Source organism: Paenibacillus taichungensis (genome assembly GCF_013359905.1).
GTDB lineage: Bacteria > Bacillota > Bacilli > Paenibacillales > Paenibacillaceae > Paenibacillus > Paenibacillus taichungensis.
The window spans coordinates 178964-197532 of sequence record NZ_JABMCC010000104.1 but is presented as its reverse complement, the minus strand read 5'-3'; the positions used below and the strand labels follow the sequence as shown (position 1 = coordinate 197532).

Here is an 18569-nt window from a genome sequence, read left to right as displayed (position 1 = left end):
ATGAGAATACACAATTTTAAAGTGGGTGAGCGTGGACTGAACCGGTTTTTCGGTCCGCTTGAGGCGAAGATTATGGACATTTTATGGGCGCGTCCAGGCAGTAGCATTCGCGAAGTGCAAACCGCATTAGAAAAAGATAAAGACGTTAATTTCAATACTGTCATGACGGTGATGAATCGCCTCGTGGACAAGGAACTGCTCCACAAGTCGCAGAAGGGCCGAACGTCACTGTACCATCCGGTACAGAGCAGGGAGGAGTTTATGAACGACCAATCCAAGGAATTGTCACATGAGTTGGTGGATGAATTCGGGGTACTTGCTGTGAATCACATGCTGGATGCGCTGGATGAAGCAGATGCAGGGTTGATTGAGCGTCTGGAGCAGAAGATTAAGCAATGGAAAAAGGATAGCGATTGACATGTGGAAGGCCCGCTCGAAGCTGTTGTTTACCGTCGGGTTTGGCATTCCGTTATTCGTGTTCATGCAGATGTTCATGTACGCGATGTACAAAATTTTCGGTTGGGACATTCCGTTTAATCTGCTCTGGCTATGTAATCACTGGATGAGCAGGCTGGGCTGGTTATCCATGGGGCATGTTCTTATGGCACTGGTTCTCCTGACTTTTGCAGGAACAGGCTGGTTGCTGTTCGATCGGATGATGAAGACACGTGCAGCGGTACTGAAGCTTCGGTCAATGGAAGATAGAGCCATGTCTCAGGATCTTCAGGCGCGGTACCGTCATCTGAAACAACCTGGATTCATTGTGGTGGACAAGCCGTCACCGGTGGCATTTACGATTGGTCTCTGGAAACCTTGTATTGTACTTTCCACAGGGCTGCTCACGATGCTGGATGCTGAAGAAGAAAGAGCGGTTGTGTATCATGAAGTGCACCATCTGTGGCATCGTGATCCACTCAAGACGACATTATTGTCGGTATTTGCCGTGATGATGCCTTATATTCCGGTGTTGAAGCATACTTCAAAACATTACAAGATCATTAGAGAAATACTGGCTGACAATGAAGCAATTGAACGTACAGGGAACGCTGCGGGCATTGGTAGTGCACTGCTCAAACTGATCCGGGCTTGCCCTGAACCTTGGAGAATTAGAGAGACAGCTATTCAATCGTCTTTTGCCGATACTTCGGTGAATGTACGTATTTCCCGTTTATTAGACCCGGAACAGGATGTTTCACTGTCGCTTCCCCGCTATGCGGTATTCATTTCTGCCACAGTGATCCTGCTGCTGTCTGTCTTGTTTGTTTGGTCAATTGGGTGAAAGGTAACGTTGAACTTAAACTCCAAGGAGGAAGATGAATATGAATAGAAGTGTGGAGATTGGTTTGTTTTTCTCAAGGATCATGATTGGTCTCATCTTTGTATTACATGGTTGGAGCAAATTCGAAGGTGGAATTAGTGGTACAGTCGGTTTCTTTGAAAGTATCGGCATTCCTGGTTTTCTGGCATCTGTTGTAGCGATCATTGAGCTTGTGGGTGGTGCAGCCATGATTCTGGGCTTGGGAACACGTGTATTTGCTGCATTGTTCATCGTAGTGATGGGTGGGGTTCTGCTCACTGCCAAAGTGGGACAGCCGTTCATGAGTGGTACCGAGTTTGATTACCTGCTGCTGGCGGGTTCGTTGACACTGCTCTTCACAGGCAGCCGTTTCCTGGCGGTGGATCATTTCTTCTCCAGACAAGGGAACGCTCGTCAGAATGTGCGTGCATAACGGGTTTATATCCATCCAATAGGGATAGATAACAAGTTCATTCAAGCAGGTATATCCTGCATAGTGGCCTTTTCTCGCTAGTTCGGATTACGCGTAATTATACGTGTGATCCGTTCGAAGCGGGAAATGGCTTTTTGTTTTGGACGACAAGCCCATCGATTTGGTACAATGAGAATAAGTATGCAACTAAGAAAAAATAAGAGGATATAAAGGAGGGTGCGCTTTATGATTAACGTCATTCCATCCGATTCCCGCTCCAGCTTCGACCGGGGCTGGCTGCGCGGCAATCACAGCTTTTCCTTCGGTGAATATCAGGACCCGGAGAATACTTCGTTTGGACCCATGCGGGTAGCTAACGACGATGTAATTGCTCCTGGTCGTGGTTTCGGTGCACACCCGCATAGTGATATGGAGATTGTGTCCATCGTGTTGAACGGGAAACTGCGTCATGAAGATAACCTGGGCAATGTGGCTGTAACATCATTTGGTGGGATTCAGCGCATGTCAGCAGGCAGTGGCATGATCCATACCGAACACAATGCCTCGGATTCTGAAGAAGTGCGTATATTACAGCTTTGGTTCATGCCACATACGAAAGGGCTTGAGCCGTCTTATGAGACAACTTCTTTTGATCCAGATGTACTTGTGGGAGCACTCGTACCCGTGGTATCCCCTGAAGGTGGGGCGCGTATTGCATCCATTCATCAGGATATGACCATCTATCTTGGCCGATTGGCCGCAGGCAAGGCATTAACATATGAACAGGCGGAAGATCGCCGCATGTACATTTTTGCTATAGAAGGCAAGCTTAGCTTGAACGGAGAGTATCAGTTAAATGAAGGGGATACGGCTCGTGTGGAACAGACGACATCCATGAACCTGGATGCAAGCGAGGACTCTTTCTATATGTTGATCGATCTGCCCTAGATTACCGAAATAGATTGAAACTCCAAGATCAAAGGAGGATGTACTTTTATGACGCAGCAGGAATGGTTCATGGTTAAGCATGCAGTGACTGGGCGAGGGCTGGTTAACAGCAAAACAGACTCGATGTCCTATCGTTATCAAAAAGAAGGCACTGGTTTTGTTTTTACCGTTACGGGTCTGGAACAACAGGTGGTGGATAGCATTATGGAGCTTAGACAGGAGCTCAATGTGTTTCGCTTTGTACAGCGTAAAGATCAGCCCTTGGTGAAGCACTGGTATTACGTTCAGGGAGACCAGGTGCAGTATGATGGAGAACGCCATACATTGACTATATATGCGGAATCTGAGATCCGCTATATTCCTGAAGATTATTTTGCCGACTAACCGAATGATTAAAAAGACCTTCCAATTGGAAGGTCTTTTTCCTTATATACAATTAATTTTGAATTATATGTGTTTCAGGTTGTTTCATGAAATTTAGCAAAAGAGAAGCAAAGGAAGGTTGACATAACGAAATTAATATCGATATAATTAGCCTAATTGATAATGAGTATCAATATCAAATGACACGAAGTAGAACAACTAGAAGTGTTTTACGGCTATTGGTGAGGGGATTAGTAGAGAGATGAAGTTAGGCTATATGTTGATCGTACTGGCTTTTTTGTCTATCGTATACCTGTTTATTGGCAATTCAGACATTTCACCCATGGATATATTTCATTTGACCCCAGTCCAGCTTCAGGTGTTACAAGTCAGTCGTTTTCCCCGCCTAATCAGCATCCTTGTCGCAGGTATCAGTATGAGTGTGATTGGACTAATCATGCAGCAGCTGACTCGCAACCGTTTTGTGTCTCCGACAACGGCCGGAACAATGGACTCAGCCCGGTTGGGTATCCTTGTTACTTTGATGTGGTTCCCTGGAGCTTCTCCACTGCAGAAAATGCTGGTTGCTTTTACCTTCGCACTGGCTGGAACGCTAATCTTTATGCGGATACTGGAGAAAGTCAAATTCAAGGATACGATATACATCGCTCTCCTCGGTTTGATGTTTGGCAATATTGTAAGCTCAGTCACGACTTTTTTTGCTTACAAGAACGATTTGATCCAGAACATGTCATCCTGGCTGCAAGGTGACTTCTCCACGATTATGAAGGGACGTTATGAACTGATCTATATCAGTATTCCGCTGCTCATTATCGTATATCTGTTCGCTAATCGCTTTACACTTGCAGGCATGGGTGAAGATTTCTCAACCAACCTTGGACTGGCTTATCGCAAAGTGGTTAATCTCGGACTGATTCTGGTTGCACTGGTTTCAGCCGTCGTCATTATTACGGTAGGTACAATCCCGTTTCTGGGTCTTGTAGTACCGAATATTGTGACGTTGTATAAGGGTGACAACTTGCGGGATACATTGCCTCATACGGCAGTGCTCGGTGCAATTTTTGTTCTGGTCTGCGATATTTTGGGTCAATTGATTATTTATCCTTATCAGCTCTCCATCAGTTTGACTGTGGGCGTTGTGGGCAGTGTGTTGTTCCTGTATTTACTGCTTCGAAGAAAGGCTTATGAATCATGAGAATGAAGTATACGGCGAATACCTGGAAATTTGGCATTTTGATTACAGCGGCAGTGCTGTTGATTGGTGTATTTCTGGTCATTCAATCCGGGGGCAATTGGGATTATATTCTGCCTCGCAGAGGAAAAAAGATTCTTGCTATTGTGCTCACGGGTGCTTGCATCGCGTACTCCACTGCCATTTTCCAAACGATAACCAACAATCGAATTCTTACGCCTGGCATTATGGGACTTGACTCCCTGTATATGTTGTTTCAGACCTTTGCCGTGTTTGTGTTTGGGAGCACGCATATCAGCTTTGTGAACAAAAACCTTAACTTTGCGGTATCTGTCCTGTTAATGACCTTGTTTGCCTTACTCCTGCATCAGCTCATGTTCCGTAGAGAACGGGGGCGCAATATCTATTTACTGCTGCTCGTTGGCCTTATTCTGGGTACGCTGTTTCAGAGCATGTCCTCCTTCATGGAGGTACTGATTGATCCAAATGAGTTCCTTGTACTGCAGGGCAAGATGTTTGCAAGTTTTAACAATGTGAATACGGATCTGCTGATCATCTCTATGGTGGCTATTATTTTGATCCTGCTGTATGCACAGAAGTTTACTAAGTATCTCGACGTACTGTCTCTTGGTAAAGATCACGCGGTTAATCTTGGGGTGGACTACCAATACATTGTGAAAAGGTTGCTGCTGGTTGTGATGGTTCTGGTGTCAATCTCCACAGCGCTTGTTGGACCAATCATGTTCCTGGGACTGCTGGTCGTGAATCTGGCGCATCAGATATTCCGATCACATCGTCATAAAGTGCTGATCTGGGGTTCAGTCATTATAGCTGTGGTTTCATTGGTCGGTGGACAGCTCATTGTGGAGCGGGTATTTACTTTTGCTACTACAGTAAGTGTCATTATCAATTTTGTAGGCGGTGTGTACTTCATCTATTTACTGCTAAAGGAGAATAAGTCGTGGTAGAAGTCAGAAATGTAACCAAACAATACGGCGGCGTCCGGGTAGTGGATGACGTATCACTGAATATTGCCAAAGGGAAAATCACTTCATTTATTGGCCCCAATGGTGCAGGCAAAAGTACACTGTTATCCATGATCACCAGGCTAATTAGCAAGGATGCAGGACAAGTCCTGATCGAAGGGCAAGAGATCGAAGGCTGGAAGAACAAGGATCTGTCAAAAAAAATATCAGTACTTAAGCAATCTAATCACATAAATATCAGGTTGACGGTGGAGGATCTGGTTGCTTTTGGACGTTTTCCATATTCACAAGGAAGACTCACGGCAGAGGATCGGCAGTGGATTCAGGAAGCCATCGATTATATGGAACTGGCTCCATTCCGCAAAAAGTATTTGGATGAGCTAAGCGGTGGACAGCGACAGCGGGCTTACATTGCCATGGTTATCGCGCAGAACACCGAGTATATTCTCCTAGATGAACCCTTGAATAATTTGGACATGAAACATTCCGTGCAGATTATGAAGGTGCTTCGTAAAATGGTGGATGAATTGGGCAAGACGATTGTTATTGTCATTCATGACATCAATTTTGCCTCCTGTTACTCAGACTATATCGTGGCACTCAAAGATGGGCGTGTCGTGCAGGAAGGTAAAACGGAGGAAATCATTAATACGGACGTATTGCAGAAAGTATATGACATGCACATCCCTGTGCAATGGATTGATGGGCGTAAGATTTGTGTGTATTTTGCTTAAAGTTAAACCAATATAGAGAGAGCGAGAGGTGTCTATTTATGAAAAAGGGTTGGTTGTTTACGTTGCTTGTCGTGTTGTCGGTTGTTCTGGCAGCTTGCGGTGGAAATAAAACAGCAGAAAATACAGGTTCCAGCAGTGGCACAGGATCAGAAGCGAATGCAGCAGCAGATCAGTCCAACGATGAAATCGTCATTAAACATAAACTTGGCAATACAACAGTGAAGAAGAATCCGGAGAAAGTGGTTGTGTTCGACTATGGGGTGCTGGATACATTGGATCAGCTCGGGGTAGAGGTTGCCGGTGTACCTCAGGAGGGAGTTCCTTCTTATCTGGAAAAGTATAACGATGCAAAGTACGCCAATGTTGGCGGTTTGAAAGAGGCTGATTTTGAGAAAGTAAATGCCCTGAAGCCTGACCTGATTATCATCTCAGGACGACTGCAAGACTCATATGAAGAGTTGAGCGAGATCGCACCAACTATTTATATGGCGGTAGATACAGAAGATTATATGAACTCCCTGACTTCGAATGTGAAGACACTTGGAGAGATCTTTGGTAAAGAAAAAGAAGCAGAAGAGGCACTGGCATCAATTGATACCTCTGTTAAAGCTTTGAAAGATAAAGTAACGGCTGCTGGAAAGAATGCACTGGTTGTTCTGACGAACGAAGGTAAATTGAGCGCTTATGGTGCAGGTTCCCGATTTGGTATCATACATGATGTGTTCGGTTTTACTCCCGCAGATGCAAATATTGAAGTGTCCACTCATGGGCAGAGCGTTTCATTTGAATATGTTATGGAGAAAAATCCAGATTATCTGTTCGTGGTAGATCGGAGTGCGGTGGTTGCAGGCAGTGGTGAGGCAACTCCAGCCAAACAGGTTATTGAGAACGATTTGGTCAAAAATACGAATGCTTATAAAGATGGACACATTGTTTATCTTGACCCGGATTACTGGTACTTGTCCGGTGGTGGTTTGGAATCCATTCAAGAAATGATTAAAGAAGTGGACGAGAGTATCAATTAAGTGAATGAAGATTGACGCATTAGTTTAATTAGGCTCGAAGGTCTCTGTTATCCATACAGAGGCCTTTTTTTGTTGCCCTAGTTGAAGAAGGTATCTGGATTTTTATAAAAAGATCACATAATTCTGCGCGCTCTGGCACAAGCTACCTTGTATAAAAAAACAGGAACGGAGGGCGGCATATGGCGGACAAAACATCAGGGAAAAATGGTTCCGGGGATTCAGAAAAGAAGAAACACATCCCTTTGGGGCTGCCGTCTCCCCCTATTTTGAGGCAACCGATAAGCCTTTCACATGAAAGCCATATGTTGGCACTGGAAGACATTTTCTCGGATTGCTCGGATGTGGTTTTCCGCAATGTCAAGATTTCATCTGAAGTGGAAGGACTGCTTGTATACATCGAAGGCATCGTGAATTCGGCAGATATTCAGGATCATATGCTTCGGCCTCTCATTCGGGGTCTGATCGAGCAACGTACTGATGAACCTGCGGCTCCTCTGGATGATACACGAATTGCTCTGACGCAGGTGAAGAAAGTGGATACCTGGGCAGACGCAGCAGAGGGTGTGCTGGAATCCTCCGCACTGCTGTTGATCAACGGAAGCAAAGAGGCTTGGCTATTTAACGTCAAGGGCGGTGTGAGGCGTGGTGTCGAGGAACCCCAGACCGAGTCGGTTATCCGAGGACCACGCGAAGGCTTCACCGAGACATTGCGGGTGAACACAGCTTTGCTTCGTTTCAAGCTGAAAACACCTGCACTTAAGATGTTAAGCATGACGATTGGAACTGAGACCAAAACCAATGTCGTACTGACCTACATCAGCGATATCGCTGATCCCAAGCTGATTAAGGATGTCAAAAAACGCCTCAACAAGATCAAAATCGATGGGATTCTTGAGTCCGGTTATATTGAGGAATTGATAGAAGATCATCCGTATTCCCCTTTTCCGCAGATGCATTATACCGAACGTCCGGATACAGTGGCGGGAAACTTGCTGGAAGGACGATTTGCCATTTTTGTGGATGGTAGTCCGTTTGTCCTTATTGCCCCAGTAACCATGTGGCAGATGCTTCAGGCGAGTGAGGATTATTACGAACGGTTCTTTATCAGCAATCTGGTGCGGTGGATTCGGTTTTTGTTTGTAGCTATCGCTTTATTTCTGCCTGCACTCTATATCGCCATTACAACCTTCCATCAGGATATGTTGCCTACCACGCTGATTCTGAGTATTGCCGGGGCAAGGGAGGCCATTCCATTCCCTGCACTGGTTGAAGCCCTCATTATGGAGCTATCATTCGAGGCTTTGCGAGAAGCGGGGGTCAGGTTACCGAAAACGGTAGGTCAAGCCGTCAGCATTTTGGGGGCACTTGTGATTGGACAAGCAGCCGTTCAGGCGGGGATCGTGTCGGCGCCCATGGTTATCATTGTATCGATGACAGGGATTGCGTCGTTCACCATCCCACGTTTTAACTTTGCCATTACGGTTCGGTTGCTGCGTTTTCCCATCATGTTACTTGCCGGTGCGCTTGGCTTATATGGCATTGTAATCGGACTGGTGCTGATCTCGGTACATCTAACACAAATGACCTCTTTTGGGGTACCTTATCTGTCAGGTCTCAGCCCCTATAGCAAGACGGATACCAAGGATATTGTTATTCGTACACCATGGTGGAAGATGATCAATCGTCCTTCAACGGTTCATCGTGACCAGCAGCGGATGAATGAAAAGATCAACGGTTCGCCTGAAGCAGAAGAAGGGTGGTGAGCACATGGTTCTCATCCGTAAACGACGGGCGGTAGCCATACTGCTCCTATGTACTATTTTCATATCAGGTTGCTGGGATCGGAAGGAGATTAATGATATCGCTTTTGTCATTGGTCTCGCTATCGACAAGGAAGAGGATAATTTCAGAACCAGTCTGCAAATTGCCCTTCCCGGCCAGTCCGGTTCCTCTGGAAGTGAAGGCGGTGGTGGGGGCACAAGTGGCGACAAATCGTGGTTCATGTTATCCACTACAGCCAAAACCTTGCGCGGGACTTCAATTGAAGGCCAAAAGGCACTTTCCCGTGAGCTTTATTATGCACATCGACGTACCATGCTGATCGGAGAAGAGCTTGCACGTGAAGGTGTTGCTCCCATGCTGGACTTACTTACACGTTACCCGCTTAACCGACTCTCTGCGCTACCGATTGTTACCAAAGGATCTGCGTACAAAGTGCTGGATACCGATGCGCCAATTGAAAAATTTCCTTCTGAAATGGTACGCGAACTGTGTTTCCTGAATATGCGCAGACCACGTTCACTCAAGACATTTACGGATGCGATTCTTTCCGAAGGAGTAGATCCATTTCTACCAGTTGCTTCGACTGCTGACAATGTGCCGAGTAACTGGAAGGACGTTAAGACGAACATCAAGTTAGATGGAATCGCTATTTTCAAGAAGGACAAACTGGTAGGCATGATAGAGAAAGCTCCCGCTGATGCGCTTATTTTAGCCATGGGTGAAGCCAATGAGCCGGAAGTGATGGTAAAGGCTCCGCGTGGAAAAGGTGATGTGTTCATTAAATTAAACGAGAATAACTCATCCTTGCATCCTCATGTTGAAAACGGGAAAGTCACGGTGACGATCGAGTTGTATGCCAAGGGAGTCATGGTAGATAACGAATCCAATTATGGTGATTTGCGAGACCAGGAGATGCAGAGCCTTACTCAGGCCCTTCACCAGAAAATTGAAGATGACATTAAGGAAGGGATCAGGCTGATTCAAAAACAATATCCTGCGGATATCTTGGGTCTGGGTCGTTCCATTCATCAGCAACTTCCTCGGGAATGGAAAAAAATGAGGGATCGGTGGGATGATATCTATCCGGATGTAAAGGTAATTATTGAACCACACATCATAATTGAAAATGTAGGGGTTATCAATAAACCGATTGGATTACAAGAGGAGGATATTGTCCATGATTAAGCCGCTGTTGTTCACTTATTTGGGTATGGTTATTGCCGTAATCATCATGGACTTCAAACATGTGAGGCAGGCAGCGGCCATTAATCGGTGGTTATCCTACGGAATAATCGCCATCAGCGCCGGGATTTGGTTCTATGTGACTAATTTGAGCAAAACCGTCTTTATTTCGGCTTGGCTAACCCAGTTAATTCAACGTTGGCTACCGTTACCTTAGGCTTTTCAACGAATTTTGAAGCATAAGACAGAAAGGAGGTATTCCATGAATCAAAAAGTGACCAGTCGTCAGTTGGTGCTGCTCATCATGCTGCTCGGAACTACAGGCACGTTGATGCAACCCCATGCACAAGCCATTTTTTATGCTGAACAGCACGCCTATTTATCTTATATCCCTGTGTTTCTTGTCATGGTGGCATCACTATGGATGTTAAGCCGTGTTCAGCGACGGTTCCCCGATCGTGATCTGTTTGAATCTCTAGTGGAGCGTTTCCCCTTTTTGGGTCGTGTGACAGGTCTGTTGTATATCCTGTTTTTTCTCTTTATATTTGCCCGTGATATCCGACTAATCGGTGACTATGTAAGTATTACCTTGCTGGAGACGACCCCGATTTCCATCATTGTATTGAGCCTCTTGGTTATGGTTGTTTTTATCGTGAGGGGAGGGTTGGGGTCCTTAATAGGGATGTCCGAGCTCTATGTTACGTTGTTTGTGCTGAATTCATTGATTTTGCCGTTTATGCTCATTCAGCAAATAAACATGGATAATCTTATGCCCTATTTTGACATCGATGTTACTGGTGTTGGCAGGGGAAGCTGGTACATATTTTCTTTTTTTGGTGAGATGATTGCCATCCCCTTTGTAATTAAAGGCAGTGATTTTCGATTCAAGTCGGTTATGTGGGGGATTACGATCACAGCACTGATCATGATGCTGATTGTCATCGAAACCATCTTGGCGGTGGGAGTACCCATTGCATCCAGACTGGTTTATCCTTCCTATGAGCTTGCAAGGCAACTGCAAATTAGTGATTTCCTTGATCGATTTGACCTTGCGCTAGCAGCCGTAACGCTGCCTACGTTAATTACAAAGATCGCATTTGATCTGTATTTTGTCTGTTGGGGACTGAAACGAATGATTCCGAAGGTCTCGGGAAAAGTCATGACAGGGCCAGTTGCTTTGATCGGATTTGTCTGTGCCTTCTGGTTTTTCAAAAACGCTGTTCAGCTCTTCCGCTTTACACGTGAATGGACATGGATCGGGATTGTGTTCGAGGTGCTATTTCCCATCATACTCTTCGTGTTTCTTCGTCCTCGCAAAAAAGGTGCGAATGATCGACGGACAACAGATAACCAGAAACAAAAGCAGCAACCAAAAGAGGACAAACAAGGGAAAACATCACAGGACAGAGAGAATTCCGACGGGGACAAACATGAAGGACTTCAGGGTGGAGAACTACAGCCTTCCTGATATATCCCATCAAAAATCGTTATAGATGAACCACTGAAAAGAGGGGAAACTCGGTTTCCCTCCATAGAAGTACCCTGTATACTGTAGTCAGACTGATGACATTCGGCTGAATTAACGGGGGGAACATGGATGGCTCAACATTTGGCAGGTATACGCGTAGCATTGACAGGACCACGAAAATCCAAAGAGATGTCCTTGCTGGTTGAGAAAATGGGCGGGATTCCACTAGTTCGACCTGCACAGGGAACTGTTTTTCTGGACGATCGTAATATTCGGGATGGTCTCGTATCCTGGATATCCGACCCGCCAGACTGGACGGTATTAACCACGGGTATGGGATTGGACGCTATTTTTGATATGGCTGAGGATATGGAGATTGCTGATCAATTGCTGGACGTTTTATCGGAATCTTTGATTGCAGCAAGAGGGTACAAAACAGTCAATGCACTCCGAAAACGTAAACTGACCCCGCTCGTGCGGGATGATGATGGTAGCACAGACGGGCTGATTCGTGAATTTGCGCCGCATGAACTTAAGGAACAGAAGGTCATGTTGCAACTGCACGGGGAAACTGCGCCCAAGTTGGTCGGTTGGCTGGAGGAACAAGGGGCTCAAGTACGTCAGGTGCTTCCTTATCGTCACGTCCCACCCGAAGAGGGTGAACTGGAACAGTTGTTGAATGAGATTTTGCGGCATGAGGTTGATGCTGTCGCGTTTACAAGTGGACCGCAAGTACGTTTTTTGGTTGAGTATGCGGCATCAAAGGGCAAACTCGAATCCATGCAGGAAGCCTTCCGCCAAGGCGTGGTGCCTGCTTCGGTGGGCAGGGTTACGGCAAACGCGATGCGTGAAGAAGGTATTGAGGCGCTCGTAGTTCCGGAGGATGAGAAGATGGGAGCACTAATCGTTGAGTTGGGGCGTTATTACGCTGCCCAATCTGCGGACAAGGCTCAGCTTCTGCAGTAACATGTGATCCCGTCTGGACTCATATGGATGCGTTGAATAAAACGTATTTACGATGCCTCGTTGTTCCCGGTTCTGATCCGCTATACGGGTCAGAACTTTTTTTGTTTTTGTCTCTGTGACCGGTTCACTTTCTATAAGCTGAACGACTCTGATTCAAGGGAATCCACCTGAGACTTTGGTCGTGAAGTTAGTTGTACCCATTCATAATTAAAGGTTTTTGGATAATAATGTGGAATGAATTAAAGACAGATTAAGCTTGTGAGGGAGGGACAGCATGATGAAAACCGTATGTGTAACCGGGGCGGCCCGGGGACTGGGGTTGGCTCTGACGGCACAAATGCTGAAGAGAGGTTATATCGTTTATGCGGCAGGGTTGGACATGGAAGAGTCCCAAGGGATTCGTACTTTGACGGATGCCTATCCAAAACATTTACGCGTCATTGAACTGGATATTGCGGATGATCTGTCCGTAGCTTTGTTCACGGAGACACTTAAGCTGGATACTGAGCATTTGGATATGCTTATCAATAATGCGGCTATACTAGGAAGTATTACGGATCATATCCGCGGACCGTTAAATATGGCGGAGATGGCAGAAGTATTCAACGTAAATACCTTGGGGACATTGCGTGTGACTCATGCCCTGTTGCCCCTCCTTCTGCAAGGGACTAACAAGCTGATTGTCGATATATCTTCGGAGGCAGGCAGTATTGAACAGTGCAGCCGGGATGGATGGTTTGCCTATTGTATGTCCAAATCTGCGTTAAACATGCAGGCTCGCCTTGTGCACAATGGTCTGAGAAATGAGGGTGGGCAAGTGATGCTGATACATCCCGGCTGGGTACAGAGTTATATGAGCGGGGAATTGAATACCGATGCAGACCTCACACCAGATCAATCGGCTCAATATATCACAGCACTCATCGATCGCCATAAGGAGTTCATGGGAGATCAGCCTGCGTATGTAGATTACAAGGGGGATACCCTTCCTTGGTAATTCTGTTATGGGTAATTTGAAAGGAGTTTTTATTGATGGATCATCGTAAAAAAGCGTTGTTACTTGGTGATTATACTCATCCGGACTGGCATCCGCTGCAAGGTGTGGATGCGGAAATTAGTCGGATTTTTCACGATACTATGACTGTGCAGTGCAGTGAGAATCGCAACATGCTGCTGCAAGAAAATATAACCGGATTTGATGTGTGTATCTGTTACATGGATGATTGGAAGGGAAAAGTCTCTCCACAGCAGACAGCAGGCTTATTGTCCTATGTTAGTAATGGAGGTGGACTGGTCATTATACATAACGGAATTTCGCTCCAAAATCGTTATGAGCTGAAGCAGATGATCGGTGCCAAATTCCTGCATCATCCACCTTATGCCCCGTTGGAGTTCACAGTAACGGCAGAGAGCCATCCAGTGACGGAAGGCATTTCGGGATTTACAATGGAGGAAGAGCCTTATCAGTTCGAGTTCGGTTCATTTGCAGAAACGAAAGTTCTGCTGGAGTATCAATCCGAAGAAGGACCGAAACCTGCAGCATGGGCGCATAGATATGGTCTTGGACGCATTGTTTACCTTATGCCAGGACATCATGTACCATCTTTTGCCCATGAAACCTATCGTCAGTTGATTCTGCAGGCAGGAAAATGGGCTGCGCGTTACGTATAGCCGGACCGTTTCTTTTGTGAGCAGCTGATTAGGGTTATACTATAGAGATCAACGAAGAGGAGGATGACAAGAATGAGCGATTTGTTCAAAAAGGCAATCTCGTTAGGGCTCGGTCTTACTGTTGTAAGCAAGGAGAAAATTGAGAAAACCGTGGATGATCTGGTCAAGCGCGGGGAACTGGCGCCTGGTGAATCCAAAGCATTGGTTGAACGCCTGATGGAACGGGGCGATGAAGAGCAGGGCCAGTTCAAAAGAATGATTCACGAACAGGTCAAGCGCGTCCTTCAGGAAGTGGGCGTTCCATCCGAGAGTGATGTAACCAGTTTGGAACAGCGTGTTGCCGTGCTTGAGAAAAAGCTTGCGGAACTGGGTCACACACCACAGCTTCAACCTGATGTATCCCCAGCTCCACTTGAAGTTCCTCCTCTCAAAGGAAACGAGATCGAGTAGATGGCTGTGCGAATCAAACATGTCGGCAGATACCGGGAAATTGCCATGGCGCTGGTGCGTCATGGCTTCGGTTATATGGTCGAGGAGCTGGGTTTGTTCCAGTTGCTGGCCATACCCCGGCGGTGGATGTCGCGTGAAGCCCACACCACCAAGACATTAAGTGAACGCATTCGACTCGTGCTGCAGGAGCTGGGGCCGGCTTTCGTTAAGCTGGGGCAATTGGCAAGCACAAGGGCAGACTTGTTGCCTGAGTCTGTGATCCGGGAATTGGTGAAGCTGCAGGATCAGGTCCCGCCGTTTTCCTCGGAGACGGCACGGGGTATTTTGGAACAGGAATTGGATACACCGCTGGAGGAGATCTTTTCCCGGTTCGAGGATACCCCTGTGGCTGCGGCTAGTATTGGACAGGTGCATCTGGGTAAACTCCGAAGCGGTGAGGCCGTAGCTATTAAGATTCAGCGGCCCGGCATATCGCGTATCGTTCAGCGTGATCTGGATATTTTACGAGAATTGACAGCGATGGCGGAGAAACGCTGGGATTGGGTGAAGCAATATCAGATCCCGCAAATGGTAGAAGAGTACGCACAGGCACTGATGGCCGAGCTGGATTATACCGTCGAGGGCCGTAATACGGAAAAGATTGCACAGCAATATCAGCAGGAAAACAAAGTGAAAATACCAGTGATCTATTGGGATCAAACTTCTTCTCGTGTGCTCACGATGGAGTACATCGAAGGCATCAAGCTCAATGACCGTGACGAGTTGATTAAACGTGGGCATGATCTAAATAACATCGCACAGCGACTGGTAGATTCGTTGTTGAATCAGATTTTCATTCATGGGTTCTTTCATGCCGATCCACACCCGGGCAATCTGATGGTTCTGAAGGATGGCAGGCTTGCCTTTATCGATTTTGGCATGGTAGGCAGTCTGAGTGATGAGATGAAACAGCATCTGGCTTCGCTGATTATTGGTTTGATGCGCAAAGATACGGATAGCATGATCCGGGCGATTGAGAAGCTGGGCATGATGCCGGATGATATGGATCTGCGAGGGCTTCATAGCGATCTGGACAAGCTGCGCAGCAAATACTACGATATTCCCTTTTCCAAAATCAGCGTGGGTCAAGCATTGAATGATCTGTTCGGCGTGGCTCAGCGTCATCGGGTTGTGATGCCTGCCGATATTCTGCTGTTAGGGAAATCACTGCTCACGATGGAAGGTGTTATCGAACATCTTGATCCTTCCTTGAGTATCGTGGATATGGCAGAACCCTTTGGTCGAAAGCTGATCAAGGAACGTTTCAATCCTGGGAGGATTAAGAATCGTCTGTTCCGCAGTGCTGCGGATATGGCCGAAAGTGTCATGGGTCTGCCTGGGCAGTTAAGGCAATTGTCTTCCATTATTAGCAAAGGTAAGCTGAGACTGGAGATCAGTGTCCCTGAACTGGACGCGCTCATGCGCAGAATGGACCAGATCAGTAATCGGCTGTCTTTCAGTATTGTACTGCTCGCATTTTGTATCATTATGGTTGGATTGATCATCGGTTCTTCGATTAGTCACCAGTCAACCATGCTGTGGGATATTCCGGTCATTGAGATCGGTTTTCTGGTAGCTATTCTGATGGTGGCCTTCCTACTCTATTCGATATTTAAATCGGGGAGATTTTAGTATAACAACAAGACCCGTAAAGAGACTTTTTTAAAAGGATCTTTGCGGGTTATTTTTATTTGTGAAAGGGAGAGGCTTGTTTGAAAAAGATGATCAGTAACTTGATTTCATCGTTTTTAACTGGAATTTTTACATATTACGTAATTGCTCGGACCATAACCATGAATGCCATATTTGTTTGTCTAGCAATTACAGGAATTTTGGCTATGTTTTATCTGGTAAGATATTTATTAAATAAAAACGGTCGGGCTAAAGGATAGAGTCGCAACAGATTTTTATGAGTATAGTTTGTTTAAGAAGAGAGTATGTTGGAGGAAAATAACGCAATATTAAGATAATACGAGATATGCTTCTGTTTTTTCAGTTTATTTGTATTAGTACATATCGCTTACTATGACTATAATAATAGGTCAGTACATTAACGGACCCGGTTTTTCTGAGAGGGGAAAACCTAGAGACATCATGATTGATTCACGATTTCTCAAAAGCAAGATACCTGAATGTTGGAGTGGAAATAAGAGGTACACACTGGAACGGACGAGACATGTACGGACATGATATCGGATGCCTTATCCAATATCATGGTTAATCCAACATGTAATTTAACTTATATAGACGAATTTTTGCGGAGGGTATTCCGCTGTTTTGTGTTGTCTGTTGTAGTTGGTCAGTGACGAACCATTCCATTGCCGTTCAGGTGATAAGACAAATTTGAGTTTAAATACGTAGGAGGACCGGCAAAGGACGATATGAATACTTTAAAACAACAATGGTTTGGTAACATTCGCGGAGATGTGCTGGCAGGTATTACGGTAGCGCTGGCGCTTATTCCGGAAGCCATTGCCTTCTCGATCATTGCAGGTGTCGATCCGATGGTCGGATTGTACGCTTCAATTACGATTGCCATCGTGATCTCGATTGCAGGCGGAAGACCGGGCATGATTTCGGCAGCAACGGGTGCTATGGCGGTACTGATGGTGGGACTCGTCAAGGATTATGGCGTGGAATATCTGTTTGCCGCTACAATTCTGACAGGTATTATTCAGTTTATTCTGGGGATTTTCAAGGTGGGTCGGTTTATTACATTTGTGCCTCATTCCGTATTGACCGGGTTTGTGAACGCACTGGCGATTCTCATCTTTATGGCTCAGCTTACCCATTTTACGGGCGCGAACTGGATTATGTATGCGATGGTAGCGGGTACGCTGGCGATCATTTATATTTTGCCACGTTTTTTCAAAAGCGTTCCGGCTCCACTGATTGCTATTGTAATCATGACGATCATTACGGCGCTATTACATCTGGATGTCAAAACGGTAGGGGATATGGGGAATCTCACGAGTACCCTGCCTATGTTCCATCTGCCGAATATCGACTGGTCTCTCAATACGCTAATGATCCTTCTGCCTTATTCGTTCACGATGGCTCTGGTAGGTTTGCTGGAATCTTTGCTGACTGCAACGATTGTGGATGAAATGACCGAGACCAAGAGCAGCAAAAACCGTGAAGTACGTGGTCAGGGGATTGCCAACTTTGTTAATGGCCTTTTCGGCGGCATGGGTGGCTGCGCGATGATTGGACAGTCGGTTATTAATGTGAAATCTGGTGGTCGAGGTCGATTATCCACATTTACGGCTGGCGCTTTTCTGGCCATATTGTTGTTATTGCTTAGCGGTGTGGTGAAAGAGGTGCCAATGGGCGCGCTCGTAGGTGTGATGTTTATGGTGTGCATCGGTACGTTTGACTGGAGTTCCATCAAGAACATTGCGCGTGTGCCACGTGCGGAAGCCTTTGTTATGGTAGTCACAGTTGCTATTGTAGTGTATACCCACGATCTGTCTATTGGTGTAATGGTCGGCGTTGTGCTTAGTGTGCTTCATTTTGGTTGGAAACAGACCAAGATTCGTGTGCAGGCAAATGAGGAGCAGGGGCAGAAGGTGTACCGTGTCCACGGACCATTCTTCTTTGGTTCATCTTCCCGCTTCGTCGATGAGTTCAATGCTGAGGCTGATCCGCAGGAAATCACAATTGATTTTGGTGGCTCACATATTTGGGATAACACGGCGGTTGTTGCCATTGGTAAAGTTAAATTCAAATATGCCAAGCTAGGCAAAACGGTACATCTGCGCGGACTGAACGAGGAAAGCTCTCGTTTGCTTGAAAAAAGTGGATTTGCCACGGTGCAAGGGCACAGTTCGTAATTTAATAGCTATAGCTGAATCCAAATGAGTAACATTGATAGATGATAAAAGGTGCTGTCCTGCAAGTCATGATGGATCATGACAGGGATGGCCCTTTTTTGTTATAGGGTAGCAAAATGCTTAATTAGTTGAGGTCTAAGGACCCCTACAAGTCCTATTGCCTGTAATTTCAAGCTTCCGATATTCTAACGAACCGTAGG

General features: G+C 46.0%; 19 protein-coding genes. All 19 read left to right on the top strand.

Features of this window, described 5'->3' with window-relative positions; translation table 11 throughout:
• The 19 genes from HP548_RS09160 to HP548_RS09070 all read left to right on the top strand — a co-directional run bounded on the left by HP548_RS09160 (window position 1) and on the right by HP548_RS09070 (window position 18369).
• On the top strand, window positions 1-417 hold the full coding sequence (locus tag HP548_RS09160) for a BlaI/MecI/CopY family transcriptional regulator (RefSeq protein WP_076287498.1): 417 nt from the start codon (window positions 1-3) through the stop codon (window positions 415-417).
• 1 nt (window position 418) lies between these two features.
• Entirely contained in the window at window positions 419-1279 is an 861-nt protein-coding gene (locus tag HP548_RS09155; RefSeq protein WP_175381464.1) for a M56 family metallopeptidase, read from the top strand.
• 40 nt (window positions 1280-1319) lie between these two features.
• Window positions 1320-1730: a DoxX family protein gene (locus HP548_RS09150; RefSeq protein WP_099857390.1), complete on the top strand. Its 411-nt coding sequence runs from the start codon at window positions 1320-1322 to the stop codon at window positions 1728-1730.
• 225 nt (window positions 1731-1955) lie between these two features.
• On the top strand, window positions 1956-2657 hold the full coding sequence (locus HP548_RS09145; RefSeq protein ID WP_175381463.1) for a pirin family protein: 702 nt from the start codon (window positions 1956-1958) through the stop codon (window positions 2655-2657).
• A gap of 48 nt (window positions 2658-2705) precedes the next feature.
• Window positions 2706-3041 (top strand): hypothetical protein, encoded by a 336-nt coding sequence (locus HP548_RS09140; RefSeq protein ID WP_076287501.1) that lies wholly within the window; start codon window positions 2706-2708, stop codon window positions 3039-3041.
• A 241-nt stretch (window positions 3042-3282) separates the two neighbouring features.
• On the top strand, window positions 3283-4236 hold the full coding sequence (locus tag HP548_RS09135; RefSeq protein WP_175381462.1) for an ABC transporter permease: 954 nt from the start codon (window positions 3283-3285) through the stop codon (window positions 4234-4236).
• A gap of 2 nt (window positions 4237-4238) precedes the next feature.
• Complete coding sequence (locus tag HP548_RS09130; RefSeq protein ID WP_175381530.1) at window positions 4239-5201, top strand: iron chelate uptake ABC transporter family permease subunit; 963 nt, start codon at window positions 4239-4241, stop codon at window positions 5199-5201.
• Window positions 5195-5953 (top strand): ATP-binding cassette domain-containing protein, encoded by a 759-nt coding sequence (locus HP548_RS09125; RefSeq protein WP_175381461.1) that lies wholly within the window; start codon window positions 5195-5197, stop codon window positions 5951-5953. The genes HP548_RS09130 and HP548_RS09125 overlap by 7 nt, the downstream gene beginning before the upstream one ends.
• Window positions 5954-5991: 38 nt before the next feature.
• Window positions 5992-6978: a siderophore ABC transporter substrate-binding protein gene (locus HP548_RS09120; protein ID WP_175381460.1), complete on the top strand. Its 987-nt coding sequence runs from the start codon at window positions 5992-5994 to the stop codon at window positions 6976-6978.
• Window positions 6979-7280: 302 nt separating this feature from the next.
• On the top strand, window positions 7281-8741 hold the full coding sequence (locus HP548_RS09115) for a spore germination protein (RefSeq protein WP_409347648.1): 1461 nt from the start codon (window positions 7281-7283) through the stop codon (window positions 8739-8741).
• Complete coding sequence (locus HP548_RS09110) at window positions 8698-9945, top strand: Ger(x)C family spore germination protein (protein WP_083678742.1); 1248 nt, start codon at window positions 8698-8700, stop codon at window positions 9943-9945. Before HP548_RS09115 ends, HP548_RS09110 begins: the two co-directional genes overlap by 44 nt.
• Entirely contained in the window at window positions 9938-10159 is a 222-nt protein-coding gene (locus tag HP548_RS09105; protein WP_076287507.1) for a hypothetical protein, read from the top strand. Before HP548_RS09110 ends, HP548_RS09105 begins: the two co-directional genes overlap by 8 nt.
• 45 nt (window positions 10160-10204) lie before the next feature.
• The gene (locus HP548_RS09100) at window positions 10205-11410 is read left to right on the top strand and encodes a GerAB/ArcD/ProY family transporter (RefSeq protein ID WP_076287508.1); all 1206 of its coding nucleotides are present in this window, start codon (window positions 10205-10207) and stop codon (window positions 11408-11410) included.
• Between the two features lie 129 nt (window positions 11411-11539).
• Window positions 11540-12376 (top strand): uroporphyrinogen-III synthase, encoded by an 837-nt coding sequence (locus HP548_RS09095; protein WP_175381458.1) that lies wholly within the window; start codon window positions 11540-11542, stop codon window positions 12374-12376.
• A gap of 277 nt (window positions 12377-12653) precedes the next feature.
• Entirely contained in the window at window positions 12654-13373 is a 720-nt protein-coding gene (locus HP548_RS09090; protein ID WP_175381457.1) for an SDR family oxidoreductase, read from the top strand.
• Window positions 13374-13408: 35 nt separating this feature from the next.
• Window positions 13409-14047, top strand: coding sequence for a ThuA domain-containing protein (locus HP548_RS09085; RefSeq protein ID WP_076287510.1), 639 nt, complete (start codon window positions 13409-13411; stop codon window positions 14045-14047).
• A 72-nt stretch (window positions 14048-14119) separates the two neighbouring features.
• Window positions 14120-14497, top strand: a complete 378-nt coding sequence (locus tag HP548_RS09080) for a phasin family protein (protein ID WP_053782782.1) — start codon at window positions 14120-14122, stop codon at window positions 14495-14497.
• A complete protein-coding gene (locus HP548_RS09075) occupies window positions 14498-16168 on the top strand; it encodes an ABC1 kinase family protein (protein ID WP_076287511.1) in 1671 nt (556 codons plus the stop codon).
• Between the two features lie 749 nt (window positions 16169-16917).
• Complete coding sequence (locus HP548_RS09070; RefSeq protein WP_076287512.1) at window positions 16918-18369, top strand: SulP family inorganic anion transporter; 1452 nt, start codon at window positions 16918-16920, stop codon at window positions 18367-18369.
• Window positions 18370-18569 lie beyond the last annotated feature (200 nt).

What these genes read in the sequence shown, in the direction of transcription:
- HP548_RS09160 (WP_076287498.1), top strand. Translation starts at nt 1, where the DNA reads ATGAGAATACACAATTTTAAAGTGGGTGAGCGTGGACTGAACCGGTTT.
- HP548_RS09155 (WP_175381464.1), top strand. Translation starts at nt 419, where the DNA reads ATGTGGAAGGCCCGCTCGAAGCTGTTGTTTACCGTCGGGTTTGGCATT.
- HP548_RS09150 (WP_099857390.1), top strand. Translation starts at nt 1,320, where the DNA reads ATGAATAGAAGTGTGGAGATTGGTTTGTTTTTCTCAAGGATCATGATT.
- HP548_RS09145 (WP_175381463.1), top strand. Translation starts at nt 1,956, where the DNA reads ATGATTAACGTCATTCCATCCGATTCCCGCTCCAGCTTCGACCGGGGC.
- HP548_RS09140 (WP_076287501.1), top strand. Translation starts at nt 2,706, where the DNA reads ATGACGCAGCAGGAATGGTTCATGGTTAAGCATGCAGTGACTGGGCGA.
- HP548_RS09135 (WP_175381462.1), top strand. Translation starts at nt 3,283, where the DNA reads ATGAAGTTAGGCTATATGTTGATCGTACTGGCTTTTTTGTCTATCGTA.
- HP548_RS09130 (WP_175381530.1), top strand. Translation starts at nt 4,239, where the DNA reads ATGAAGTATACGGCGAATACCTGGAAATTTGGCATTTTGATTACAGCG.
- HP548_RS09120 (WP_175381460.1), top strand. Translation starts at nt 5,992, where the DNA reads ATGAAAAAGGGTTGGTTGTTTACGTTGCTTGTCGTGTTGTCGGTTGTT.
- HP548_RS09115 (WP_409347648.1), top strand. Translation starts at nt 7,281, where the DNA reads ATGTTGGCACTGGAAGACATTTTCTCGGATTGCTCGGATGTGGTTTTC.
- HP548_RS09110 (WP_083678742.1), top strand. Translation starts at nt 8,698, where the DNA reads ATGAAAAGATCAACGGTTCGCCTGAAGCAGAAGAAGGGTGGTGAGCAC.
- HP548_RS09105 (WP_076287507.1), top strand. Translation starts at nt 9,938, where the DNA reads ATGATTAAGCCGCTGTTGTTCACTTATTTGGGTATGGTTATTGCCGTA.
- HP548_RS09100 (WP_076287508.1), top strand. Translation starts at nt 10,205, where the DNA reads ATGAATCAAAAAGTGACCAGTCGTCAGTTGGTGCTGCTCATCATGCTG.
- HP548_RS09095 (WP_175381458.1), top strand. Translation starts at nt 11,540, where the DNA reads ATGGCTCAACATTTGGCAGGTATACGCGTAGCATTGACAGGACCACGA.
- HP548_RS09090 (WP_175381457.1), top strand. Translation starts at nt 12,654, where the DNA reads ATGAAAACCGTATGTGTAACCGGGGCGGCCCGGGGACTGGGGTTGGCT.
- HP548_RS09085 (WP_076287510.1), top strand. Translation starts at nt 13,409, where the DNA reads ATGGATCATCGTAAAAAAGCGTTGTTACTTGGTGATTATACTCATCCG.
- HP548_RS09080 (WP_053782782.1), top strand. Translation starts at nt 14,120, where the DNA reads ATGAGCGATTTGTTCAAAAAGGCAATCTCGTTAGGGCTCGGTCTTACT.
- HP548_RS09075 (WP_076287511.1), top strand. Translation starts at nt 14,498, where the DNA reads ATGGCTGTGCGAATCAAACATGTCGGCAGATACCGGGAAATTGCCATG.
- HP548_RS09070 (WP_076287512.1), top strand. Translation starts at nt 16,918, where the DNA reads ATGAATACTTTAAAACAACAATGGTTTGGTAACATTCGCGGAGATGTG.